The sequence below is a fragment of the Pseudomonas sp. W2Aug9 genome (assembly GCF_023127755.1).
GTDB classification, from domain to species: domain Bacteria; phylum Pseudomonadota; class Gammaproteobacteria; order Pseudomonadales; family Pseudomonadaceae; genus Aquipseudomonas; species Aquipseudomonas synxantha_A.
In genome coordinates this window covers 666,840-688,993 of record NZ_SPKL01000010.1, presented here as the reverse complement: position 1 = coordinate 688,993, position 22,154 = coordinate 666,840, and the positions used below count along the sequence as shown (strand labels likewise).

Genomic DNA, 22,154 nt, shown 5'->3' with positions numbered 1-22,154 from the left:
CAGGCCCGGCGACACCGGAACAGTCGGCTTTGGTCGCCCGCGACGAAACTATGCATTTGCCGGACGCCCCTCTATGATGCACCCATGACTTTTTAACCTGCGATGACCCATGGCTGACTCTGCTTTCTTCTGCCCCCTGTCCCACGAAGGCGTTCTCGCCGTCCGCGGTTCTGATGCTGCCAAATTCCTGCAAGGCCAGCTGACCTGCAACCTCAATTACCTGAGTGATACCCAGGCCAGCCTGGGCGCGCGCTGTACGCAAAAAGGCCGGATGCAGTCCAGCTTCCGCATCCTGCTGCAAGGTGACGGCGTACTCCTGGCCATGGCCACGGAGCTGCTCGAACCGCAGTTGGCAGACCTGAAGAAATACGCGGTGTTCTCCAAATCCAAACTTACCGACGAAAGCGCCGCTTGGGTGCGCTTCGGATTGGCGAACGCAGACGCGTCCCTGGCCGCCCTTGGCCTGACGCTACCCGCCGAAACCGACAGCGTGGTGCGCACCGACACCTTGATCGCTATTCGCGTGTCCCCTGGCCGTGCCGAACTCTGGGTGCCCACCGAACAAGCCGACACCGTGCGCAACCAACTGGCCGCACAATTGCCACAGGCTGAGTTGAATGCCTGGCTACTTGGCCAGATTCGCGCGGGTATCGGCCAGGTAATGGCGCAGACCCGCGAACTGTTCATCCCGCAGATGCTCAACCTGCAAGCCGTGGGCGGCGTCAGTTTCAAGAAAGGCTGCTACACCGGCCAGGAAATCGTCGCGCGCATGCAATACCTGGGCAAACTCAAGCGGCGCCTGTATCGACTGAGCCTTGAAGCCACGCAATTACCCGAGCCCGGCACGCCGTTGTTTTCCCCAGACCATAACAGCGCGGTTGGCGAGGTCGTGATCGCGGCAAAAGCTGACCAGTCGATTGAACTTCTCGCTGTGCTGCAAGCCGAAGCAGCCGAGAGTGGCGACGTGCGTACAGGCAGCCTGGAAGGGCCCGGCCTGCAGCTGCTTGATCTGCCTTACCAACTGGACCGTGATCGCGAGATCCAGCGTTAATCGCCATACCTTTTTGCAGCACCCTAGAGAGCATGAATGAACAAGCTGGCGGAAAAAGTCCAACAGGCGTTGGTGACGGCCATCGACAACGATGACCTGGTTCTGCCGACATTGCCGGAGGTGGCCCTGAAAATTCGCCAGGCCGCCGAAGACCCTGAGATCAGCATCAGTCATTTGAGCAAGGTGATCAGTCGCGACACCGCCCTGTCGGCGCGCCTGATCAAGGTGGTCAACAGCCCGCTGTTACGGGCGAGCCAGGAAGTCACCGACCTGCACACGGCCATCACGCGGCTGGGCACCAACTACAGCAGCAACCTGGCCATCGGCCTGGTGATGGAGCAGATTTTTCACGCCCGCTCCGAAGTGGTCGCACAGAAAATGCGCGATGTGTGGTGCCGTAGCCTGGAAGTCGCCGGCGTCAGCTATGCCTTGTGTCGCCGGCATAGTCACCTCAAGGCCGACCAGGCGGCCCTCGGCGGGTTGGTGCATCAGATCGGCGTGCTGCCGATCCTCACCTACGCCGAAGACCACTACGAGCTGCTTTCCGACCCGGTCAGCCTCAACCACGTCATCGAAAGTATTCATCCGTTACTGGGCGACAAACTGCTGAGTGGCTGGGACTTCCCCGAAATGCTGGCGAAACTGCCGGGCCAGTACCTGAACCTGGAACGCAACTCTGCCACACTCGACTATGTGGATCTGGTGCAGATCGCCGTGCTCTACTGCCATCACAACACCGATCATCCGCTGGCGAAAGTCGACATTACCAGCGTACCTGCGATGAAAAAGCTGCGAATTGATCTCTACAGCGAGAAATCGCGCACCGAACTGGATGAAGCACGGTCGATGTTCTACTGATCAACCGGCGATAAAACTCACGCGCACTTTCAACCCAGCCAACTCGCCATCATGCAGGCTGATCTGCGCCAGGTGCGCACGGCAGATCTCCCCGACAATTGCCAGCCCCAAGCCCGACCCCATACCCTGCTGGCTACGGCGATAAAAGCGCTCGAATACCCGGTCCCGCTCATCCAATGGGATGCCCGGGCCATCATCCTCAACCTCCAGCACCGCCGGCGCGGTCACGCGCAAAATCACATTGCCGCCAGGTGGCGTATGGGCCATAGCGTTGTCCACCAGATTGCTCAGCAGCTCATTCAACAGCGTCGGTTCACCGCGCAACCAGACCGGCTCGTCCGCCTCCAGTGCCAGGGCCACCCCGCGTGCGTGAGCCAGCGGCGCCATGGCCATGCCCAGTTCGCGCGCCAACTGGCTGAGGTCGAGCAACTGCGCGCCTCCTTCAGCAATGGCTCGGGCACCGTTTTCGATACGGGCCAGGGACAACAATTGATTAGCCAGATGGGTCAGGCGGTCGGTGCCCTGGGCAGCGCTTTCCAGGGTGCTGTGCCAGGTGGACGGCTCCTGGGCACGCAAGCCCAGTTCCAGGCGAGCCTTGAGCGCCGCCAAGGGCGTACGCAGTTCGTGGGCTGCATCGGCAATAAACTGGGCCTGGCGCTCGAACTGGCCGCGCAGACGTTCGGTGAAATGGTTGAGGGAGCGCACCAGCGGGCCGAACTCATCCTGAACTTCCACCAATGGCAGCGGCCGCAAATCATCGGGTTGGCGTTCTTCCACCGCTGTACGCAGGCGTTCGAGCGGACGCAGTGCAGCGCTCACCGCAAACCACACCAGCAGCAACGCGCCGATGGCCAGCATCCCCAGGCGCAGCAACGTGTCGGCCATCAAGCTGCGGGCCATGGCAACGCGTGCTTCGTCGGTCTCCGCGACACGAATCTCGGCCATCCCATTCATGTTCGGCTCGGAAACGGCCTTGAGCAGGCTCACCACTCGCACGTGCTGGCCCTGGTACATGGCGTTGTAGAAGCGCGCCAAGGCCGGGTAATCGTCGGTGCGGGGAGTGCCGGGCGGCGGGCCTGGGAGGTTTTCGTAACCGGAAATCAGCTTCTGATGGATATCGTTGACCTGATAATAGATGCGCCCGGCACTGTCGTAGGCGAAAGTGTCGAGGGCCACATACGGCACATTGGCGCTGAGGGTGCCGTCCACCTGGGTCAAGCCTGCGGCAATGGTGCGCGCCGAAGCCAACAGCGTGCGGTCATAGGCCGTGTCGGCGGCTTCGCGCCCGTTCCAGTAGGCGCTCATGCCGCTGGCGAGCATCAACAGCACCAGCAACAGCGCCAGGTTCCACAGCAAGCGCCAGCGCAGACTGCTGGGCTTATGCATCGCGGGCTTCCAGCAAGTAGCCCAGGCCGCGGAACGTCACGATGGCGATGGGCTGGCCGTCGAGCTTCTTGCGCAGGCGGTGCACGTAGATTTCGATGGCATCGGGGCTGGCCTCCTCGTCCAGGCCGAAAACCTGAGAGGCCAATTGCTCTTTGCTCATCACGCGGCCCGGTCGGGCGATCAAGGCTTCGAGCACGGCTTGCTCGCGGGAGGTCAACGTCATCAATTCACCGCCAACCGTGAAGCGTCGTGTGTCCAGATCGTATACCAGCACCCCGCACGTCTGCTGGCGCTCCCCACCCAGTACACTGCGGCGCAGCAGCGCCTTGACCCGCGCTTCCAGCTCCGTCAGTTCGAACGGCTTGGCGAGGTAGTCATCGGCGCCCAGGTTCAGGCCGTGCACGCGGTCTTTGACATCACTGCGTGCCGTCAGCATCAGCACCGGCAGGTTTTTCCCTCGGGCCCGCAAGCGCGCCAGCACCTCGAAACCATCCATGCGCGGCAGGCCCACATCGAGGATCGCCGCCGCGTATTCCTCGCTGCCCAAGGCCAGGTCCGCGGCCACACCATCGTGCAGCACGTCGACGGTCAGACCCATGCCCTTGAGCGCTTGCGCAACACTTTCGGCAAGTTGCAGATGGTCTTCAACCAGGAGGACACGCATGGATTTCTACCTCATGAGGAGTGGTCGGCGCGGCGTTTTATTGGCCCGCTGGCCGGCGAGTTTACAGGCGCAACCTGCCCTGTGAAGCCCGAAAACATTGAAAGACAATTGAAAGGTTAGTGAAAGCTTCGCCCTTTAGCATCCAGCTACGGTGGTTTCTGCCCGCCGAGCTGCCTCATCCGTAGCGCCCGAAAAACGCCTCGAAGCGTTTTCGCCAAAAATAAGAACAATAACGGAGTCCATCACGATGCTGTCGACACAGCCCCAGGCTTGCACGCCTGTTCGTTCTTGCCGTCTGAGCCACACCGCTCTCGCCAGTGCTTGCGCCCTCGCCGGCTTTTCGCCGCTAAGCCAGGCTGCCTTCTTCGAAGACAGTAGCGCGACCCTGGAAACCCGCAACATGTACTTCAACCGCGACTTTCGCGACGGTACCCGTGCACAGCAATCCAAACGCGATGAATGGGCCCAGGGTTTCATGCTCAACCTGCAATCGGGCTACACCGACGGCACTGTCGGTTTTGGCGTGGATGCGCTGGGTATGCTCGGCATCAAGCTCGACTCCAGCCCCGACCGCACCGGCACCGGCCTGCTGCCGACCCACGACGACGGCCGTGCCGCCAATGAGTACTCCAAGCTGGGCCTGACCGGCAAAGTGAAAATCTCCGCCACCGAGCTGAAGATCGGCGCGCTGATACCCGAATTGCCAATCCTCAAGCCCAACGACGGTCGCATCCTGCCGCAGACCTTCAACGGTGGCCTGCTGACGTCCAAGGAATTCAAGAACCTTGTGTTCACTGGTGGCCGCCTGGATAAGGCCAAGGACCGCGACGACACCAATTACGAAGATATTGCGCTCAATAACAAGAACAGCCGCTTCCTCAGTGGCGCCACCGGCAAGCACTTCAACTTCGGCGGCGTGGACTACAGGTTCGCCGACAAAATCACCGGCAGCTATCACTTCGCCCAACTCGATGACGTGTACCGCCAGCATTTCCTCGGCCTGGTCGCCGCGCGGCCGATGGGCCCCGGCATCTTTGCCGCCGACCTGCGCATGGCCATCAGTGACGACACTGGCAGCGCCCGCGGCGGCAATATCGACAACACATCCCTCAACGGCCTGTTCAGCTATGCCCTCAATGGCCATAAGCTCAGCGCCGGCTACCAGCACATGTCCGGCGACAGCGCCTTTCCGTATGTGGATGGCAGCGACCCGTACCTGGTCAACTTCGTACAGATCAACGACTTTGCCGGCGCCGAAGAACGCTCCTGGCAGGCACGCTACGACTACGACTTCGCCAAGCTGGGGATTCCAGGCCTGAGTTTCATGAGCCGTTACCTGTCGGGCGACAACATCAAGCTCAAGAACGGCCAAACGGGCAAAGAGTGGGAGCGCAACAGCGAGATCAAGTACGTGCTGCAAAGCGGCACGTTCAAGGATGTGGCTGTGCGCCTGCGTAACGCGACCTACCGCTCCAACTATTCAGCCCGCGATGCGGATGAAATGCGCTTGCTGGTCAGCTATAGCATTGCCCTTTGGTAAATGTGCGTTGGTACTAAAACCTTATAACAACAACGATGGAGATAACCATGAACCCTTCAGTGCGTAAATTTGCCCTCGTCGCCGGCTGCCTGCTGTTCGCCGGCCAACTGCTGGCCGCTGACGAACCCAAGCGCCCGGAATGCATCGCCCCGGCCTCACCTGGCGGCGGTTTCGACCTGACCTGCAAGCTGGCGCAAAGCGCGCTGGTCAACCAGAAGCTGCTGAGCAAGCCGATGCGTGTGACCTACATGCCCGGCGGCGTTGGCGCGGTGGCCTACAACGCAGTGGTTGCCCAGCGCCCTGCGGACGCAGGCACTTTGGTGGCCTGGTCCAGTGGTTCGCTGTTGAACCTGGCCCAAGGCAAGTTCGGTCGCTTCGACGAAACCAACGTGCGCTGGCTGGCGGCGGTGGGCACCAGCTACGGCGCCATCGCGGTGAAAAGCGACTCGCCCTACAAGACCCTCGACGATCTGGTCCAGGCGTTGAAGAAAGATCCGAGCAAGGTGGTGATTGGTTCCGGTGGCACCGTCGGCAGCCAGGACTGGATGCAAACCGCACTGATCGCCAAGGCCGCCGGCATCAACCCGCGTGAACTGCGTTATGTGGCCCTTGAAGGCGGCGGTGAAATCGCTACCGCCCTGCTCGGCGGTCATATCCAGGTGGGTAGTACCGACATCTCCGACTCCATGCCGCACATCCTCAGCGGTGACATGCGCCTGTTGGCGGTGTTCTCCGAGAAACGCCTGGACGAGCCGGAAATGAAAGACATCCCCACTGCCAAGGAGCAAGGCTACGACATCGTCTGGCCGGTGGTGCGCGGTTTCTACCTTGGGCCAAAAGTCAGCGATGCCGACTACGCCTGGTGGAAAGACGCCTTCGACAAGCTGCTGGCCTCCGACGAGTTCGCCAAGCTGCGTGACCAGCGCGAGCTGTTCCCGTTTGCCATGACCGGCCCGGAGCTGGACACCTACGTGAAGAAACAGGTGGCTGACTACAAAGTGCTGGCCAAAGAGTTCGGCCTGATCCAGTAAACGCCCGTCATTTGTGTAATGCCCCTGTAGGAGCGAGCTTGCTCGCGAAGAACCCAAGGACATCCACGTGCGTCCAGACAGCACGCGTTATCGTTGAAGTTTTTCGCGAGCAAGCTCGCTTCTACAAGAGGGGCCTTGGAGTTTTCTATGCTCTTACAACGCATTTTCGCTGCAGCGCTGTTGATGGCCTGCGCCGGCCTGGCCCTGATGGCCTGGCCGTATCAGGCGGCGTTTTCCTACGAGCCGGTCGGCCCACGTGCCTACCCGCTGCTGATGCTCGGGCTGATGAGCCTGGCGCTGATCTACATGCTGTTTCGCCCGCAACCGACCAGGCACACCGAAGAAGAACCGGCGCTGGACCGCGAAACCCTGATCAAGATCGGCCTTTGCGTCGCGCTGTTGCTCGTGTTCGCCGCCACCTTCGAATCCCTGGGGTTCATTCTCAGCAGCATGTTGATCGGCATTCCAATGGCGCGCCTGTATGGCGGCCGCTGGATGCCCAGCGTGGTGATCGTCGGCCTGATGGCTATCGGCTTGTACCTGCTGTTCGATAAAGCCATGGATGTGCCGTTGCCCCTCGGCCTGCTCGACGTTCTGGAGAACTGATATGGATACTTTTGGCTATTTGGGCCAGGGTTTCGGCGTCGCGCTGAGCCCGTACAACCTGGTGACCGCGCTGTGCGGCACTTTGATCGGCACCGTGGTGGGCCTGCTGCCGGGCCTGGGCCCGATCAACGGCGTGGCGCTGTTGATCCCCATCGCATTCGCCCTGGGCCTGCCGCCGGAGTCAGCGTTGATCCTGCTCGCAGCGGTGTACCTGGGTTGCGAATACGGCGGCCGCATCAGCTCGATCCTGCTCAACATCCCGGGCGAAGCGTCCACCGTGATGACTACCCTCGACGGTTACCCGATGGCCCGCAAAGGCCTGGCTGGCGTAGCACTGTCGTTGTCGGCATGGAGTTCGTTCATCGGTGCGTTTATCGCTACCTGCGGCATGGTGCTGTTTGCCCCGCTGCTGGCCAAATGGGCGATTGCCTTCGGCCCGGCGGAATATTTCGTACTGATGGTGTTCGCGATTGTGTGCCTGGGCGGCATGGCCGGTGACAAGCCGCTGAAGACCTTCGTGGCGGCGCTGATCGGGCTGTTCCTCTCGGCAGTGGGCATCGACGCCAACAGCGGCGTGTATCGCTTTACCGGAGATAACATCCACCTCACCGATGGCATCCAGTTTGTGGTGCTGGTGCTGGGCCTGTTCTCCATCAGCGAGATCCTGTTGCTGCTGGAAAAAACTCACCGTGGTCAGGAAGCGGTCAAGGCCACCGGACGCATGATGTTCAACCTGAAGGAAGCGGGTGCGGTGTTCGTGGTTAACATCCGCTGCGGCTTGCTCGGTTTCATCATGGGCGTGTTGCCGGGTGCCGGTGCAACACTGGCTTCGGCCGTTGCCTACATGACCGAAAAACGCATGGCCGGTGCCAGCGGCAAGTTCGGCCAGGGCGATATGCGCGGCCTGGCGGCACCGGAAACCGCCATTGGGGCGTCCGCCTGTGGCGCGTTGGTGCCGATGCTAACGCTCGGCGTGCCAGGTTCGGGCACCACTGCGGTGATGATCGGCGCCCTGTCGCTGTACAACATCACCCCAGGCCCGCTGCTGTTTCAACAGCAACCCGACATCGTCTGGGGCCTGATCGCATCGTTGTTCATTGCCAACATCATGCTGGTGATCCTCAACATCCCGATGATCCGTATCTTCACCCGTATCCTCGCCGTGCCGAACTGGGCACTGGTGCCGGTGATCGCGATCATTACCGCGATTGGTGTGTATGCGGTGCATGCCACCACCTTCGACCTGTTCCTGATGGTCGGCATCGGCATCTTCGGCTACATCCTGCGCAAGCTGGATTTCCCGCTGTCGCCGGTATTGCTCGGTTTTATCCTCGGCGGCCTGATGGAGCAGAACCTGCGCCGTGCGTTGTCGATTTCCAACGGTGCGCTGGAGATCCTGTGGTCGAGCCCGATCACCTTCGGTGTATGGGTACTGACCGCCATCATGCTGCTCGTGCCATTGCTGCGTATCTGGCGCAAGCGCTCCTTGCAGCGCCGTGCCGTAGCCGATGTCTGAAGTCACCTTCAAACATTGGTGGGGAACACCGCTGGTCGGCCTGGCCGGCGGTTACCTGGCCAGCCTCGTCGGCTGGCCTTTGCCGTATATGGTCGGCGCGTTGCTGGCGATCATCCTGGTGCGCTGCCTCACGCCGTGGCAGTTGGCAGAGATTCCCGGCGGGCGCAAATGCGGCCAATGGGTGGTGGGCATCGGCATCGGCCTGCACTTCACGCCCGTGGTGATCGAACAGGTGATGAGCCACTTCGGCCTGATCTTCTTCGGGGCGCTGGTCACCAGTTTGTCGAGCGTGGTGGGTGTGTGGCTGATGCGCCGCAGCGGTGAAGACCGCGCCACGGCGTTTTTCTCCAGTATGCCGGGCGGCTCCGGGGAGATGGTCAACCTGGGCGCCCGCAATGGTGCGGTACTCAGCCGGGTGGCGGCAGGGCAAAGCCTGCGTGTGCTGGTGGTGGTGTTGTGTGTGCCGGCGATCTTCAAGTATTTGCTGGGCGGCGGTGCACCGCAGTTTCACCCGGCACCTGTGGACTGGGCCTGGCTGGCCCTGCTGTTCCCGGTAGGTGCGCTGGTGGCCTGGGGCTGGCAGCGTTTGCGCCAACCCAATCCCTGGCTGTTCGGGCCGTTGCTGGTGAGCGCCATCGCCAGTGTGACGTGGGACTTGCACATCGGCCTACCCGACGGCGGCAGCCAGATCGGCCAATGGTTGATCGGCAGCGGTTTGGGCTGCCACTTCAATCGGCAGTTCTTCCGCAGCGCTCCGGCGTTCATGGGCCGCACCTTGATTGGCACGGCCTTGACCATGGCGCTCGCCACGTTGGCAGCGGTAGGGTTGAGTGCGCTGACCCACCTGGACCTGCGCTCACTGACGTTGGGCATGATGCCTGGCGGCATTGCCGAGATGAGCCTGACGGCAGAGACCCTGCAATTGTCGGTACCGTTGGTGACCGCGATGCAGGTGATGCGTCTGCTGTTTGTGCTGTTTTTGGCAGAGCCGTTGTTCAGGCACTGGAACCGCCAATCTTAACTCTGGAAGTGGCCCCTCAGGGGCCACGACCGTTTGTCTGAACTGGCACTCTTCACAGCTAGCCAAGCTCACCTTATCAAGTGTTCCATGGCGCGACTTGCCTTTGAGGAGCGCAATCGTGGTGACCCCAACCGAAACAACGCTCGAAAACGAGAATGAAGAGCCCGCCGCAATCGTCAATACGATTACCGTCCATGGTTCCCCCAATCGCCTTGTACTCAATGGGGATGGAACGCGTCTGTATGTCGCAAGCTCCACATTGCCACAAGGCATTACTGTCATCGACACAGCGAACTTTAGCGTCGTCAGGACCATCACCAATGTGGGATCCCCCATTTGGCTGGCCATGCACCCCACGGCCCCGCGCCTTTACGCCAGCGATAACAGCCAGGCCAGCAATACGCCGATCACAGTGATAGACACCTTGACCGATACCGTCAGTGACCAGATCAGGGGGTTTACTGCCATCAATGGGTTGGCCTTGAATTCTACCGGAGCACGCTTGTACGTCGCCGACCACGCCGCATCGGAAGTGGTGGTGATCGATACCGCCAATCATCAGCGAATCGCCACCACCCCAGTGCGTTACCCTCGAGAGATAGCGATAGCACCCGGCAACGCCCGTTTACACCTTGCCTCGGATTTGGATGGGTGGACCAGCATCCACCTGGGGACCAACAGGGTTGTGACCCAAACCAATACCGTTGCCGGTCAACCTACCTCCATTGCTCATGCTCGCTTCAACGCACGTGTCTACATCACCTACCAGGACCGTGGTGAGGTCTATATCGGCAATACCTCCGCCGCACAGGTCAGTACCATACTGGACGGTTTGCTAGGCCCCTATCAGGTGGCATTTCATACGATGCTCGAATTCGCCTACATCACGGAAACCGATGGCGATCGCGTGAGTATCCTCCACACCCGCACACAAACCGTAACGGACACCCTCACAGGCTTCAACAAACCGCGGGGTATCGTCGTGACACCCAACGGCCGAACCGCCTACGTGGCCAATATTGGCAATAGCACAGTGTCGCAAGTCCGTCTGTAGCCATGGTCGTCCGGTTCAGAGTGGCGGCAGCCGCCACTCGATCGGTGCCTCGCCATTCTGTTCAAGAAACTTGTTAGCCCGGCTGAAATGCCCGCAGCCCAGAAACCCGCGATACGCCGACAACGGCGACGGATGCACCGACGTCAGCACCAGATGCTTGGTGGCATCGATGAGCTTCTGCTTGCTTTGAGCATGGGCGCCCCACAGCAGGAACACCAGGTGCGGCTGATGCTCGCTGACCACTTCGATAATTCGGTCGGTAAAGAACTGCCAGCCCTTGCCCGCGTGGGCATTGGCATTGGCGCGCTCCACGGTCATGGTGGTGTTGAGCATCAGCACGCCCTGATCGGCCCAGCTTTGCAGGTAGCCGTGGTTGGGGATGTCGATGTTCAGGTCGCGCTTGAGCTCTTTATAGATATTGACCAGCGACGGCGGCGCCGGCACCCCCGGTTGTACCGAAAAGCACAGGCCATGGGCCTGGCCGGGACCGTGGTAGGGGTCCTGGCCGAGGATCACGACCTTGACCTTGTCCAGGGGCGTTGAATTGAGAGCGTTGAAAATCAACGGACCGGGCGGGTAGATCTCTTTGCCGGCGGCATGTTCCTGGCGCAGGAATTCGCGCAACTGGGCCATGTAGGACTTCTCGAACTCATCGCGCAAGGCGTGTTTCCAGCTGGGTTCGAGTTTGATACGGTCGCCATCGGTCATAGTTGAATTGTCTTGTAAAAAAGAATGAGGCGAACCCTAGGAAAGCCGACCCCGCTTGTCAATTGATCTGACACACCACCGGCACTTTCCCACGAAGGGATCATACTCATCCTTCACCTTCTCGATTGAGGTCACAATGAACCTGCACTTCGAAGAACTGGCCGGCAACGGCGGTGCGCGCATAGGCATCGCCAGCCTGGACGCTCAAAAATCCCTCAACGCCCTCTCCCTGCCCATGATTCTGGCGTTGGCAGAACGCCTGGATGCCTGGGCCAACGACCCGCAAATCGCCTGTGTGTTGTTGCGCGGCAACGGGCCAAAAGCCTTTTGCGCTGGGGGTGAAGTGCGCAGCCTGGCTCAGGAGTGCCGTGAACAACCCGGCGAAGTACCGGCCCTGGCCGCGCAGTTTTTTGCTGCCGAATATCGCCTCGACTACCGCTTGCATACCTACCCCAAGCCGCTGATTTGCTGGGGCCACGGCTATGTATTGGGCGGTGGTATGGGTCTGTTGCAAAGTGCCTCGGTACGTATTGTTACGCCGAGCAGTCGCCTGGCCATGCCCGAGATCAGCATCGGGTTGTACCCGGATGTAGGTGCCAGCTGGTTTCTGTCTCGCCTGCCGGGCAAGCTCGGTTTGTTCCTGGGCCTTACCGGCGCTCATGTCAACGGCCGCGATGCCCTGGAACTGGGCCTGGCTGACCGCTTCCTGCGTGATGACCAGCAAGACGAGCTGCTTGACGGTTTGCTGCAACTGAACTGGCAGGAACAGGCCGCAATGCAGCTCAACAGTTTGCTCAAGGCCCTTGCCCAGGAAGCGGTCGGCCACCAACCCGAAGCGCAATGGTTGCCGCGCCGTGGGCTGATCGACGAATGGCTGGATGTGGGTGATATACGGTGTGCCTGGCGTGCATTGAGCCTGTTGCGTGATCACAGCGATCCGCTCTTGGCCCGCGCGGGTAAAACCCTCAGTGAAGGCTGCCCGCTGACGGCACACCTGGTGTGGGAGCAGATTCAGCGTGCCCGTCATCTATCCCTGGCACAGGTGTTTCAGATGGAGTACACCATGAGCCTCAATTGCTGCCGTCATCCAGAGTTCGCCGAAGGTGTTCGAGCACGCCTGATCGACAAGGACCAGACACCTCATTGGCATTGGCCGGATATCAATACCCTTCCGGAAGCGGTGGTGCACGCGCATTTCAGCAAGGCATGGGAAGGTAGGAATCCTCTGGCGGATTTATCTGACTACTGACAGGTCCGTTCGCTTGTCGTTGACGTTGAAAGCGCAGTTGTCCGGCTGGCTGTCCGTGCAGGTATATACCGGCAGTGTGAACGCGCCGGGCCGCAGTTCCCAATACAAGGTGCTGGTCAATGACATGTTGATAATTTTACTGTCCTTGTAGGGCCTCAGTGCTACCACACCGTCCCAACCGGTGCGGTAGATGCACTTATCCATGTAGCCGTTTTCCCTCTGCTCGTCCTCACCCGGTATGAAGACCGCGCCGATGAATCCGTCGATAAGGCCCCGATACTTGACCTTCGGGCTTTGCCACCGCAGGCCGTTGTCCTCGGCTCGATAATGCCCGTCGACATACGAGACCTGCGCCGGGTAAGGACAGCCTTGCTCCGCTCTGGCCGATGCAACGATGCAGCTCGTCAGCAGGAGCACGCAAATAAGTTGTTTGAACATAGGGATTCCATCTGCTCAGTTTCACCACGCAAAGCGCAGGGCTTTTCGCTAGTGAAATACAGCTATCGCCTCAAAGATAGCTGTTAAATCTGACAGTACGGACATACGGTACCTATAAAAAACGGCGCTTGATGCGCCGCTTGTTTTTCAAGATATTTAACGATGACCGCCGCGGCCACCTCCGTGATCGGAACCACGCCCATGCCCGCCGTTGCCCCAGCGATTACCCCACCCTTGATTGGAGTAAGGTCGGTAACCCGCCCTTGGGTAATAACGCGGTGCCGGCTGGTAATAACGCGGCGCCGAGTAATAGCGAGGTTGTGGTGCATAGTAGCGAGGCGCTGGGGTGTAATAACTGCGCCCATAGGGAGAATAACGCGGGCCGCCGTAATAATAGGCGGGCGCCGGTGCGGTATAGACTTCGGAGCGATAGTAAGTGGCGCCTCCATCGTAGTAGGGCACACAAGCTGACAAGGTCAGGCCGAGCAAAGCGATAAGCAGCAGTCGTCTATACATGGCGGCCTCCTGGACCGCGGAAGAGCTCCTCCAGCGACGCTGGAGAGCGGCATTCAGCCTTCACTGAATGACGAAATATCTGACATCAAAAACCGAATCTGGTGCGCCTACGACATAAGTCGAAACATCTGTTTCAGACGAAGTGAATGCTCGCCTTCAGGACGCGGCGATGGAACCGGACTCAGCGGCGCTGTATCGTGCAAGGACTTGTGCGCCCCTGCCCGATTCCTGCCTGAACCGACCGATGACCACACCCACCCTTTGCCCTGCCTGCGGCGCTCGCAACGACTGCACCCTGGCCGATCCGCGTACCGCCGAGCAGCCCTGCTGGTGCTTCAGCGTAACCATCGATCCGGCGGTGCTTGAAGCCTTGTCCGATGAACTGCGCAATAAAGCCTGCCTGTGCCCGCGCTGTGCCCAGGCGGACGAACAGTTGCGTAACCGCAATGCGCGTTGATCGTTTCCTCAGCAACCTGGCGCAGTTCAATCGCCAGCAAGTGCGCCTGCTGCTGGCGGGGCGCCGGGTGACCGTCGACGGGGTCGAGATCAGCGACCCTCATCATCCAGTGCGCGAATTCAGCCATGTCTGCGTTGACGGTGAAGTACTGCAGGCAGGCAAACCGGCGCGCTATTTCATGCTGCACAAACCCCAGGGCTGCGTGAGTGCCACATCGGACCCGCAACACCCCACTGTCCTGGACTTGCTGGATGTACCAGACAAGGCCGAGCTGCATATCGCCGGTCGCCTGGATTTCAATACCACCGGCCTGATGCTGATTACCAACGACGGCCAGTGGTCGCGGCGCCTGACGCAACCACAGACCAAGTTGCCCAAGGTTTACCGCGTGGAAACCGAGCAGGACATCGGTGCACAGTACGCGGTGACTTTTGCCGAGGGTGTGTATTTCGCTTTCGAAGATCTCACCACCCAACCTGCCGAACTTGAGTTGCTGGGCCCAAGGACGGCGCGCTTGAGCATCATCGAAGGCCGCTATCACCAAGTGAAGCGGATGTTTGGCCATTTCGACAATAAGGTGACCGGCCTGCATCGCGAGCGGATGGGCCCCTTGGCTCTGGATACAAGCCTTGCGCCGGGCCAATACCGGCCATTGACCGACGACGAAATCCGACAGGTCTGACGACCGTTCGGCCAGCGCCGGCAAAAATCCGGCCGTTCAACTTGCGGCCTGCCGGTTGTGCTGCTTGACTCAGGGCTTGCGCCACATCATGACTGATGAGTCGCCCTATAATCTCCAAGAAACACCTTGCCTCGTCCGCGCTTGATCTGCGGGCCATCCCGGCAAACCGCCCTTCATAACAATACCCGCCGGCCAGCCGTCATCGGACCGACATGGGCCCTCATTTCAAGGCGTATGCCTACCTGTCACAAAGCTCGTGCAGAGTGATCTGCGCGCACTACCCGCTTGCCAGGAGTCTTACGACATGAGGCCAGAAATCGCTGTGCTGGATATACAGGGTCAGTATCGGGTGTACACGGAGTTCTATCGCGCGGACGCGGCTGAAAAGACCATCGTCCTGGTCAATGGCTCCATGGCGACCACGGCGTCCTTTGCTCAAACCGTGAAAAGCCTGTACCCGCAATTCAATGTGGTTTTGTACGACCAGCCTTACGCCGGCCGTTCCAAAATCCATAACCGCCATGAGCAGATGCTGACAAAGGAAGTTGAGGGTCAGATTCTCCTGGAACTGCTCGATCACTTCGCCGCAGAGCATGTGCTGTCCTTTTCGTGGGGCGGTGCCGCCACGCTGGTCGCGCTTGCACACCGGCCTCGACGTGTGGAAAAAGCCGTGATCAGCTCATTCTCGCCAGTGATCAACGCACCGATGCGCGATTACCTTGAACGCGGTGTCGACTACCTCGGCAACCTCGACCGCGACCGCATCGGCCACCTGGTCAACAGCACCATCGGCAAGCATCTGCCGTCGCTGTTCAAGCGCTTCAACTACCGCCACGTCAGCAACCTGGCCGAGCACGAATATGGGCAGATGCACTTTCACATCAGCCACGTACTCAACAGCGACCGGCTGTGCTACCTCAGGGCGGCCAAACAGATCGACATTCCGGTGTTGTTCTTGAACGGCGAATGGGACGAATACACCAGCGCCGAGGATGCCAGGCTGTTTGGCCAGCATGTGGCCAAGAGCAGCTTCAGCACCATCCAGGCCACGGGGCACTTTCTGGATATGGAGCACAAAGCGGCGTGCCGGGATAGCCGTGAGGCAGTGGTGGGCTTCTTGAAACCAGAGCGACAGGTGAGCCGGCTGCGATATCACCAGGGGCAGACGCAGCATGCAGCTACCCTTTGAAATGGAGACTGGCGACGGCGAACAAGCGCCCTCGCCACACGCAACCCACACATTTTTCAAAGAAAAACTTCAAATTGCGGCGAACATCTGGTACAAAGTCAGCCGCTCTGAGCGGGTATAGTTTAGTGGCAAAACGAAAGCTTCCCAAGCTTTAGTTGAGGGTTCGATTCCCTCTACCCGCTCCACTTGAAAGTGGCACCTGCGTCAGGATGAATCTGGCGAAGGATGCATAGAAACCGGTCCTGGTGACCGGTTTTTTTATGCCTGGGATTTGAGGTTCAAGAGCGTTGTGCACCAACCCGTTCGGGTTCGACAGGCTTCCAGCCCACCAACGCGATCAACAGGCTCAGCAGTTGCAAACCGATGATCAGCCCCACACACCCGGCCCAGCCCCAGCGCTCCCAAATCAGCGCCGGCACGATAGCTCCGCAGCTACCGCCCAGGTAGTAACAGGTCAGGTAGACCCCCACTGCTCTTGCTTTGCTGTCGCCAGCGTTGGCGGTGATGAAGGCATTGGCAGCGGCTTGGGCGAGGAACACGCCGGTGGAGCTGAAGGCCAGGCCTACCACGATGCACCCCAGGGAAGGCACCAGGGTCAGGGCCGAACCACAAACGCCCAGCACCGCGGCGATACTCAGCAATTGGGCCTGTGGGCGGGCTTTGCTGAGGCGGCCGGCGATGGGTATCACGATCAACGCCAACAGAAATACGGTGTACAGCGCTCCCAAGGCCGCAGGCCCGAGGTTGAAAGGCGGTAGGCCAAGGTACAAACCTGCGTAGGTGAAGGCGGCGACCTGTGAAAATAACACGCAAAAACCTACGGCATACGCAGCCATCAGCGGCGTGCGTAAAACACCTGACCAAGCCGCCTTGGCCAGCTTCGCCCGCGGGCGATTGGCGGGCAGCAGAAACTGGATAAAACCGCCGACCATCAAGCTCAACACGGCCAGCCACTCAAACGCTTCGCGCCAGCCCACGTACTCGGTCACCACTCCGGTGACGAACCGCCCGGCGAACCCACCCAGCACGGTACCCGCCACATACAGGCTGGTGACTTCAGTCACCGTGCCACCGCTCCAGCGATCGCCGATGTAAGCCACGCTCGTGGCAAACACTATGGGGATCAGCATGCCCTCGACAAAGCGCCAGACCAACACTCCGGCGAAGCTGTCAGCATAAGCCGTCATCAACGCCGGCCCCGCCAGCAACAGCGCCGCCAGGCTTATCACCGTGCGTTGCTCGAAGCGTCGGGTCAGGTGGCTGACAAATGGCGCAGTGATCGCCACCGCCAGCGTGGTCACGGTAATGCTCCAGCCAGCGGCCTTGGCGCTGATGTCGAACTGCGCCGCAAACACCTGCAGGATGCTCTGGGTGGCGTAGAGGTTGAGGAATGCGGCGCAGCCACACAGGAACAAGGCAAGGCGGGCACAATGCAGGCGCAGTTTCATGAAACCTCTCGTTTTATTTTGTGCGGCCTTTATAGAATGGCCGGCGTGCCTTTAACCAATACCGAATTCCGACCGATTGATACCCAAGGATCAGGATGCTCGACCTACGCAAGCTGCGTTACTTTCTGACGGTCGCTGAAGAACTGCACTTCGGCCGTGCTGCACTTCGCCTGCATCTGGCCCAACCGCCGCTGACTCGGCAGATTTCTGCGCTGGAGGCAGAGTTGGGGTTCAAGCTGTTTGACCGCACCAGCCGCACGGTCACCCTCACCGCTCAGGGGTGTTCGTTCCTGCCCTATGCCCGCGGTGTGTTGGAGCAAGTAGAACTGGCGCAAGTGATCGCGCGTAAATTGGCCGCCGGCACTGCAGGCCAACTGGCACTGGGATATGCCAGCTCAATCGCGCTGTCGGACCTGTTCAGCCAGGCGATCCAGGCATTCGCCCAGCGCTTTCCCGATGTGCAGTTGACCCTGGTGGAATGCGCCTCCGGCAGCCTGGGCGCCCAGGTGGCGGACGGACGCCTGGATATCGGCTTGAGCCGCCTGATGCCGCAAAGCGCCGATGTCCAGGCGTTATCGCTGGGTGAGGAGCGGTTGGTGGCCGCCGTCTCCAGCGACAGCCCATTGGCCAGCCAAACGATGCTCGGCGTGGCGCAACTCAGCACTTATCCGCTGATTCTGTTTCCGGCCGATTACGGGTCTGGCTTGAACCAGTCCATCGAGCAACTTTACCGACACCACGGCCAGCCCCTGCGCCCTGGGCCGACCGGGCGACAGATCACTTCGATCATTGCCTTGGTGGCGGCCGGGCAAGGCGTTGCGCTGGTCCCGGAATGTACCCAGAGCTTGATGAACAAAGGCGTGACGTATCGACCGCTGCAGGAAGTGGACGCATGTGCGCAGTTATTGGTACTTACCCCGACATCAGGAAGAGGCGTATTGGTGGACGCATTTATTGGTGTACTTGAACAGGCATTACACATCCCGTAATACCGCGAAAAATCCCGCAATACGTCTCGGCGGCGCCATTCCAGCGCCGCCATACACTTCCTTCAACCGCTACCGAAATACCGGACATCGACCATCGGTAGGTAGAGTGTTGATAATTTTTTTTCAGTAGTTATAGTCACCACCAACACACACCACACGGAGGTGATGTGGATAGCCGCTATTTGATAGGTCACATCGTTGCAGACGGTTGGTATCTGGTGCGCATCAGGGGCAGTCATCATCACTTCAAGCACCCGACAAAGCCCGGTCTGGTCACGATTCCTCATCCAAAAAAGGACCTGCTGGATAAAACCGCCAAGAGCATTTTGAAACAGGCTCTGCTGAGTTAACCGTCCCTGGAGGGCAACACACATGCTTTATCCCATCGCAATTTCAACGGGCGACGAGGACCACGCCTGGGGCGTGGAAGTCCCGGATATTCCCGGGTGCTATTCCGCCGGCGATGACCTGGACGACGCCATGGCCATGGCCCGCGAAGCCATCGAGGGGCACTTCGAGATCCTTGCAGAAGATGGCGCGCCGATTCCCAGCGCGCAGAAAGTCACCTTGCACGCCGCCAACCCACAGTACGCAGGCTGCACCTGGGCGGTGGTAGACATCGACGTCACCAAGTACCTGGGCAAGGCGCAAAAACTCAACATCACCCTGCCGGGGTATCTGTTGAATCGCATCGATGACTATGTACTGAATCACCCGGAAGAAAAAAGCCGTTCGGGGTTTCTGGCGTCCGCGGCACTCAAGGTATTGCAACAGGATCGATAATCGCGGCGAAGCAACACCGAAGGGTTTACCGCAACGTTCAACTGACAAGAATTTGACCGCAAGAAACGTAGTTTCCAGGCCCGCTGGCGGAACTAGAGTAGCGTCATCCCCATTAAACGCCTGTTCGAGGAGCACGCTCATCACTTACCAATTCAAGCTCATGCCTTCCCCTGTCGGTGAACTGACCCTGGTGGCGCGCAACGGCAAACTGAGCGCCATTTTATGGGAAGTGGAACGCGCGAACCGTGTGCGCCTGGGTGAATTGGTCGAGGCCAATGACAGCCCGGTATTGCTGGAAACCCAACGCCAGTTAACGGAATACTTTGCCGGATCGCGCAATCGGTTTGAGCTGGAGCTGGATTTCGCCGGTACCGATTTTCAGAAACAGGTTTGGCGGGCTCTGCTGACAATTCCCTTCGGCGAAACGCGCAGCTACAGCCAGATTGCCCAACAGATCGGCAACCCCAAGGCTGTACGCGCAGTCGGTGCGGCGAATGGGCGTAATCCGATCTCGATTGTCGCCCCCTGCCACCGGGTGATTGGCGCATCAGGCGGGCTGACCGGATTTGCCGGGGGGTTGCAGGCCAAGCAGTATTTGCTGGCGCTGGAAGGCGCAGGTCAGGCAGAGCTGGCGCTCTGACTTTGGCGGCGACTGAACTGCTTGCCGAGATATTTGTTAAAAGAAATTTCAGAGAACTGCTGTGGTCAATTGTTCATCACCTCTTCACACAGGAAACGGTAATGAAATTCTCCACGGTCTCGCAAACCCTGTCCCGCTGGGCAGGCAGCCCCCGAACCTTCTACACAGCCGTCGCACTGATCCTGATATGGAGCCTGAGCGGACCCTATTTCCACTACAACGACACCTGGCAACTGATCATCAATACCTCGACGACCATTATCACGTTCCTTATGGTGTTCCTGATCCAGAACACGCAAAACCGCGACAACGATATCCTGCATATCAAGATTGATGAGCTGCTGCGCGTATCCAAGGATGCCCAGAATGCCGTGCTCAGCCTCGACGGCCTGGACCGCAAGGAACTGGAAAAGCTGCGCCAGGAATACCGCAACATTGGCAACACCAGCAGCCTGAGTTTGAACAACGGTTGCGCTGACAACACTGCGCCGACCAAGACAGACCTGAACCAGGCATAAAAAAACGGCGGATGGGTAGGCCCCAACCGCCGATTTCATTTCACGCTACGGTCTCAACCGTCGCCTTGATGACCCTTGCCATAGGTCGACGCCAGGGCACGGGCTTTTTGCAGACGCTCTTCGAGCTTGGGCAGCGTCTCATCCACCAGCGCTTTTATCTCCGGCACATCCGACGCGGCACCTTCTTTCTTGAACAGGGCGATGGCGTCTTCGTTTTCCTTGACCTGCTGTGCGGTATAGGCAGCGTCAAAGGAGTCGCCATCCTTGAGTTCAGGCATCAGGGTTTCGGCTTTATCGACGATCTTTTCCCGTGGCGCGACCGGCAAATCGAGCTTCTTGGCAATGGCTGCCAAGTGCTGGTTGGCCAGGGTGCGCTCGTTGATGACCTCAATGGTGTAGTCCTTGATCTCTTGGGACGAGGTCTTGGCGTGGGCCATGCGACTGGTTTCGATATCGGCCATACCTTTGGCCGAAGCCTGCTCGATAAATTCAGCAGGCGACTGGGCGAAAGCATTGCTGGCGCCGAGGCCCAGCAGCATCGCGAAACTGGCGGTGCGTAACCGGATAGCCATGCGGCTCATGATGGGTTCCTCCAGAGCAAAAATAGGTACGGGGATCTACACCCGCCCTGGATTCGAATTTTCAGAGCCGCAAAGGTTTAGAAAAAACTTGTCAGTGCGACGAACGGTTGTCGTCATTTCATGCAGGCTTGCTTGCGAACAAGCCCGGCAATGCATGCGCCAGGGCATTAATGGCAAAGCCGATGAACATCACGCCGCAGAGCTTGGTGATCAGGATTTCATGGCGTTGATACACCGTACGTACTCGTTGGGCGCCGACCACGCCGATCAAAATCCCATAGGCCAACAGGCCGCCCACAAAGCTCAGGAAGATCAGCGACGGCAGCATCGACCACGTCAACAACTCGGCACGGCTGGACAGCAACGCGGTGAAGGTCGCCACGGCAACCGGATAGGCTTTGGGGTTGGTCAAGCCGAACACAATGCCATGCCAGAACGGGTGCCGCGCGGCGCCCTGGGGAGCATCGCCGTTGCGGCGCTGGGTACGGATCGCCCGCCAGCCGAGCCAGAACAGATACACACCGCTGAGTACGCCCAATACATCAAACGCACTGCTGCCCACTTCTCGCGCACCGACGATGGCAATCAGCGCAGTACTGCACCACACCACATCGCCGAGCAAATGCCCGCACAAAAAACCCGCTCCGGCACGCCGGCCACGCGCAGCACCGATGCCGAACACGGCCAAAACACCTGGGCCTGGCGTAATACCGTAGATAAAACCCGAAGCAAGGACGGCGAGCAGCAAGGATGGGGTCATGAATAGACGCTCTGAGGGACTCTTAAAGGTGATTGATTCTGCATGTTTCACTGCGGTGGGTAAAACTTCATTCCTGCGCAAGGCTTGGCGCGACAAGCTTGCAGGCGCGAGGCCAGATCGCCGACATGAACCTCCAGCTTGTGGCCGTCGGGATCGAGGAAATAAAACGACGCGCCTTCGCTGCGGTTGTCACGCCACTCCTGCACGCCGGCGGCCCGCAGGCGTTCGACCAATGCGGTGAAATCAGCGGCATCGACGGTGAAGGCATAGTGGGTGTAATCCATTGCCGCAGTGGTCGAGCGCACCGGATCCAGCGACAGGCACAGCCAAAGCCCGGGCAAGGAAAGGTAAGCACCATTGTCCCAAGTGGCATCGAGTTGAACACGCAGCAGATCGTGATAAAAACTGACGCTGCGCGGCACGTCGGTGACGGCCAGGGTCAGGTGGTTGAAGCCGGTTAGCATTTAGG

General features: G+C 59.7%; 26 protein-coding genes and 1 tRNA gene. 18 read left to right on the top strand and 9 right to left on the bottom strand.

Going from position 1 to position 22,154, the window contains the following annotated elements; genetic code table 11:
• Positions 1-109 precede the first annotated feature (109 nt).
• Positions 110-1,051, top strand: a complete 942-nt coding sequence (locus E3O56_RS10005; protein ID WP_032877271.1) for a folate-binding protein YgfZ — start codon at positions 110-112, stop codon at positions 1,049-1,051.
• Between the two features lie 36 nt (positions 1,052-1,087).
• A complete protein-coding gene (locus E3O56_RS10000; protein ID WP_032877272.1) occupies positions 1,088-1,909 on the top strand; it encodes an HDOD domain-containing protein in 822 nt (273 codons plus the stop codon).
• Here E3O56_RS10000 and E3O56_RS09995 read toward each other — a convergent pair whose 3' ends face one another.
• Both E3O56_RS09995 and E3O56_RS09990 read right to left on the bottom strand, forming a co-directional pair.
• Complete coding sequence (locus E3O56_RS09995) at positions 1,910-3,295, bottom strand: sensor histidine kinase (RefSeq protein WP_078820540.1); 1,386 nt, start codon at positions 3,293-3,295, stop codon at positions 1,910-1,912. It lies immediately after the preceding gene.
• Positions 3,288-3,959: a response regulator gene (locus E3O56_RS09990; protein WP_005785982.1), complete on the bottom strand. Its 672-nt coding sequence runs from the start codon at positions 3,957-3,959 to the stop codon at positions 3,288-3,290. Before E3O56_RS09990 ends, E3O56_RS09995 begins: the two co-directional genes overlap by 8 nt.
• Positions 3,960-4,206: 247 nt before the next feature.
• Here E3O56_RS09990 and E3O56_RS09985 point away from each other — a divergent pair, with 247 nt between their 5' ends.
• From E3O56_RS09985 to E3O56_RS09960, 6 genes are all read left to right on the top strand, one after another.
• Positions 4,207-5,499: an OprD family porin gene (locus E3O56_RS09985; RefSeq protein ID WP_248128150.1), complete on the top strand. Its 1,293-nt coding sequence runs from the start codon at positions 4,207-4,209 to the stop codon at positions 5,497-5,499.
• A 47-nt stretch (positions 5,500-5,546) separates the two neighbouring features.
• Positions 5,547-6,530 (top strand): tripartite tricarboxylate transporter substrate binding protein, encoded by a 984-nt coding sequence (locus tag E3O56_RS09980; protein ID WP_248128149.1) that lies wholly within the window; start codon positions 5,547-5,549, stop codon positions 6,528-6,530.
• Positions 6,531-6,677: 147 nt separating this feature from the next.
• Positions 6,678-7,136, top strand: coding sequence for a tripartite tricarboxylate transporter TctB family protein (locus E3O56_RS09975; protein ID WP_248128148.1), 459 nt, complete (start codon positions 6,678-6,680; stop codon positions 7,134-7,136).
• A gap of 1 nt (position 7,137) precedes the next feature.
• Entirely contained in the window at positions 7,138-8,652 is a 1,515-nt protein-coding gene (locus E3O56_RS09970; protein WP_032877276.1) for a tripartite tricarboxylate transporter permease, read from the top strand.
• Positions 8,645-9,673, top strand: a complete 1,029-nt coding sequence (locus E3O56_RS09965) for an AbrB family transcriptional regulator (RefSeq protein WP_078820536.1) — start codon at positions 8,645-8,647, stop codon at positions 9,671-9,673. Before E3O56_RS09970 ends, E3O56_RS09965 begins: the two co-directional genes overlap by 8 nt.
• A 118-nt stretch (positions 9,674-9,791) precedes the next feature.
• Positions 9,792-10,727 carry a YncE family protein gene (locus E3O56_RS09960; protein WP_164699505.1) on the top strand — a complete coding sequence of 312 codons (936 nt, stop codon included), beginning with the start codon at positions 9,792-9,794 and terminating at the stop codon, positions 10,725-10,727.
• Positions 10,728-10,742: 15 nt separating this feature from the next.
• On the opposite strand, the gene ung is transcribed toward E3O56_RS09960, so the two are convergent.
• Positions 10,743-11,435: a uracil-DNA glycosylase gene (ung, locus tag E3O56_RS09955; protein WP_032877279.1), complete on the bottom strand. Its 693-nt coding sequence runs from the start codon at positions 11,433-11,435 to the stop codon at positions 10,743-10,745.
• Positions 11,436-11,571: 136 nt separating this feature from the next.
• Here ung and E3O56_RS09950 point away from each other — a divergent pair, with 136 nt between their 5' ends.
• Positions 11,572-12,684 carry an enoyl-CoA hydratase/isomerase family protein gene (locus tag E3O56_RS09950; protein ID WP_078820535.1) on the top strand — a complete coding sequence of 371 codons (1,113 nt, stop codon included), beginning with the start codon at positions 11,572-11,574 and terminating at the stop codon, positions 12,682-12,684.
• Here the strand turns inward: E3O56_RS09950 and E3O56_RS09945 are convergent.
• Positions 12,670-13,122 carry a DUF3757 domain-containing protein gene (locus E3O56_RS09945; RefSeq protein WP_032877281.1) on the bottom strand — a complete coding sequence of 151 codons (453 nt, stop codon included), beginning with the start codon at positions 13,120-13,122 and terminating at the stop codon, positions 12,670-12,672. The two genes, E3O56_RS09950 and E3O56_RS09945, sit on opposite strands and share 15 nt — an antisense overlap.
• Before the next feature lie 156 nt (positions 13,123-13,278).
• Entirely contained in the window at positions 13,279-13,638 is a 360-nt protein-coding gene (locus E3O56_RS09940; RefSeq protein WP_081883289.1) for a hypothetical protein, read from the bottom strand.
• A 244-nt stretch (positions 13,639-13,882) separates the two neighbouring features.
• On the opposite strand from E3O56_RS09940, the gene E3O56_RS09935 reads away from it, so the two are divergent.
• From E3O56_RS09935 to E3O56_RS09920, 4 genes are all read left to right on the top strand, one after another.
• The gene (locus E3O56_RS09935; protein ID WP_248128147.1) at positions 13,883-14,095 is read left to right on the top strand and encodes a cysteine-rich CWC family protein; all 213 of its coding nucleotides are present in this window, start codon (positions 13,883-13,885) and stop codon (positions 14,093-14,095) included.
• Complete coding sequence (locus E3O56_RS09930) at positions 14,085-14,777, top strand: pseudouridine synthase (RefSeq protein WP_032877284.1); 693 nt, start codon at positions 14,085-14,087, stop codon at positions 14,775-14,777. The genes E3O56_RS09935 and E3O56_RS09930 overlap by 11 nt, the downstream gene beginning before the upstream one ends.
• A gap of 304 nt (positions 14,778-15,081) precedes the next feature.
• The gene (locus E3O56_RS09925; protein ID WP_078820531.1) at positions 15,082-15,966 is read left to right on the top strand and encodes an alpha/beta hydrolase; all 885 of its coding nucleotides are present in this window, start codon (positions 15,082-15,084) and stop codon (positions 15,964-15,966) included.
• Between the two features lie 111 nt (positions 15,967-16,077).
• Positions 16,078-16,151: transfer RNA gene (locus E3O56_RS09920), tRNA-Gly, on the top strand.
• Between the two features lie 93 nt (positions 16,152-16,244).
• Here the strand turns inward: E3O56_RS09920 and E3O56_RS09915 are convergent.
• Complete coding sequence (locus tag E3O56_RS09915) at positions 16,245-17,414, bottom strand: MFS transporter (protein ID WP_248128146.1); 1,170 nt, start codon at positions 17,412-17,414, stop codon at positions 16,245-16,247.
• 95 nt (positions 17,415-17,509) lie between these two features.
• On the opposite strand from E3O56_RS09915, the gene E3O56_RS09910 reads away from it, so the two are divergent.
• The 5 genes from E3O56_RS09910 to E3O56_RS09890 all read left to right on the top strand — a co-directional run bounded on the left by E3O56_RS09910 (position 17,510) and on the right by E3O56_RS09890 (position 20,344).
• Positions 17,510-18,403 (top strand): LysR family transcriptional regulator, encoded by an 894-nt coding sequence (locus E3O56_RS09910; RefSeq protein WP_248090951.1) that lies wholly within the window; start codon positions 17,510-17,512, stop codon positions 18,401-18,403.
• A gap of 167 nt (positions 18,404-18,570) precedes the next feature.
• The gene (locus E3O56_RS09905) at positions 18,571-18,753 is read left to right on the top strand and encodes a type II toxin-antitoxin system HicA family toxin (protein ID WP_003189411.1); all 183 of its coding nucleotides are present in this window, start codon (positions 18,571-18,573) and stop codon (positions 18,751-18,753) included.
• A 22-nt stretch (positions 18,754-18,775) separates the two neighbouring features.
• Entirely contained in the window at positions 18,776-19,186 is a 411-nt protein-coding gene (locus E3O56_RS09900; protein WP_032877288.1) for a type II toxin-antitoxin system HicB family antitoxin, read from the top strand.
• A 139-nt stretch (positions 19,187-19,325) separates the two neighbouring features.
• Positions 19,326-19,826: a methylated-DNA--[protein]-cysteine S-methyltransferase gene (locus E3O56_RS09895; protein ID WP_032877289.1), complete on the top strand. Its 501-nt coding sequence runs from the start codon at positions 19,326-19,328 to the stop codon at positions 19,824-19,826.
• A gap of 101 nt (positions 19,827-19,927) precedes the next feature.
• Positions 19,928-20,344: a low affinity iron permease family protein gene (locus tag E3O56_RS09890; protein WP_032877290.1), complete on the top strand. Its 417-nt coding sequence runs from the start codon at positions 19,928-19,930 to the stop codon at positions 20,342-20,344.
• Positions 20,345-20,397: 53 nt separating this feature from the next.
• Here E3O56_RS09890 and E3O56_RS09885 read toward each other — a convergent pair whose 3' ends face one another.
• The 3 genes from E3O56_RS09885 to fos form a co-directional block, all read right to left on the bottom strand.
• Positions 20,398-20,925 carry a DUF4142 domain-containing protein gene (locus E3O56_RS09885; RefSeq protein WP_005785958.1) on the bottom strand — a complete coding sequence of 176 codons (528 nt, stop codon included), beginning with the start codon at positions 20,923-20,925 and terminating at the stop codon, positions 20,398-20,400.
• A gap of 118 nt (positions 20,926-21,043) precedes the next feature.
• Positions 21,044-21,685, bottom strand: coding sequence for a LysE family translocator (locus tag E3O56_RS09880; RefSeq protein ID WP_032877291.1), 642 nt, complete (start codon positions 21,683-21,685; stop codon positions 21,044-21,046).
• 47 nt (positions 21,686-21,732) lie between these two features.
• Complete coding sequence (fos, locus tag E3O56_RS09875) at positions 21,733-22,149, bottom strand: fosfomycin resistance glutathione transferase (RefSeq protein ID WP_248128145.1); 417 nt, start codon at positions 22,147-22,149, stop codon at positions 21,733-21,735.
• Positions 22,150-22,154: the final 5 nt, after the last annotated feature.

Bases quoted from the DNA above. Each gene is read 5' to 3' on its own strand.
- E3O56_RS10005 (WP_032877271.1), top strand. From the start codon at position 110: ATGGCTGACTCTGCTTTCTTCTGCCCCCTGTCCCACGAAGGCGTTCTC.
- E3O56_RS10000 (WP_032877272.1), top strand. From the start codon at position 1,088: ATGAACAAGCTGGCGGAAAAAGTCCAACAGGCGTTGGTGACGGCCATC.
- E3O56_RS09995 (WP_078820540.1), bottom strand. From the start codon at position 3,295: ATGCATAAGCCCAGCAGTCTGCGCTGGCGCTTGCTGTGGAACCTGGCG.
- E3O56_RS09990 (WP_005785982.1), bottom strand. From the start codon at position 3,959: ATGCGTGTCCTCCTGGTTGAAGACCATCTGCAACTTGCCGAAAGTGTT.
- E3O56_RS09985 (WP_248128150.1), top strand. From the start codon at position 4,207: ATGCTGTCGACACAGCCCCAGGCTTGCACGCCTGTTCGTTCTTGCCGT.
- E3O56_RS09980 (WP_248128149.1), top strand. From the start codon at position 5,547: ATGAACCCTTCAGTGCGTAAATTTGCCCTCGTCGCCGGCTGCCTGCTG.
- E3O56_RS09975 (WP_248128148.1), top strand. From the start codon at position 6,678: ATGCTCTTACAACGCATTTTCGCTGCAGCGCTGTTGATGGCCTGCGCC.
- E3O56_RS09970 (WP_032877276.1), top strand. From the start codon at position 7,138: ATGGATACTTTTGGCTATTTGGGCCAGGGTTTCGGCGTCGCGCTGAGC.
- E3O56_RS09965 (WP_078820536.1), top strand. From the start codon at position 8,645: ATGTCTGAAGTCACCTTCAAACATTGGTGGGGAACACCGCTGGTCGGC.
- ung (WP_032877279.1), bottom strand. From the start codon at position 11,435: ATGACCGATGGCGACCGTATCAAACTCGAACCCAGCTGGAAACACGCC.
- E3O56_RS09950 (WP_078820535.1), top strand. From the start codon at position 11,572: ATGAACCTGCACTTCGAAGAACTGGCCGGCAACGGCGGTGCGCGCATA.
- E3O56_RS09945 (WP_032877281.1), bottom strand. From the start codon at position 13,122: ATGTTCAAACAACTTATTTGCGTGCTCCTGCTGACGAGCTGCATCGTT.
- E3O56_RS09940 (WP_081883289.1), bottom strand. From the start codon at position 13,638: ATGTATAGACGACTGCTGCTTATCGCTTTGCTCGGCCTGACCTTGTCA.
- E3O56_RS09935 (WP_248128147.1), top strand. From the start codon at position 13,883: ATGACCACACCCACCCTTTGCCCTGCCTGCGGCGCTCGCAACGACTGC.
- E3O56_RS09930 (WP_032877284.1), top strand. From the start codon at position 14,085: ATGCGCGTTGATCGTTTCCTCAGCAACCTGGCGCAGTTCAATCGCCAG.
- E3O56_RS09925 (WP_078820531.1), top strand. From the start codon at position 15,082: ATGAGGCCAGAAATCGCTGTGCTGGATATACAGGGTCAGTATCGGGTG.
- E3O56_RS09915 (WP_248128146.1), bottom strand. From the start codon at position 17,414: ATGAAACTGCGCCTGCATTGTGCCCGCCTTGCCTTGTTCCTGTGTGGC.
- E3O56_RS09910 (WP_248090951.1), top strand. From the start codon at position 17,510: ATGCTCGACCTACGCAAGCTGCGTTACTTTCTGACGGTCGCTGAAGAA.
- E3O56_RS09900 (WP_032877288.1), top strand. From the start codon at position 18,776: ATGCTTTATCCCATCGCAATTTCAACGGGCGACGAGGACCACGCCTGG.
- E3O56_RS09890 (WP_032877290.1), top strand. From the start codon at position 19,928: ATGAAATTCTCCACGGTCTCGCAAACCCTGTCCCGCTGGGCAGGCAGC.
- E3O56_RS09885 (WP_005785958.1), bottom strand. From the start codon at position 20,925: ATGAGCCGCATGGCTATCCGGTTACGCACCGCCAGTTTCGCGATGCTG.
- E3O56_RS09880 (WP_032877291.1), bottom strand. From the start codon at position 21,685: ATGACCCCATCCTTGCTGCTCGCCGTCCTTGCTTCGGGTTTTATCTAC.
- fos (WP_248128145.1), bottom strand. From the start codon at position 22,149: ATGCTAACCGGCTTCAACCACCTGACCCTGGCCGTCACCGACGTGCCG.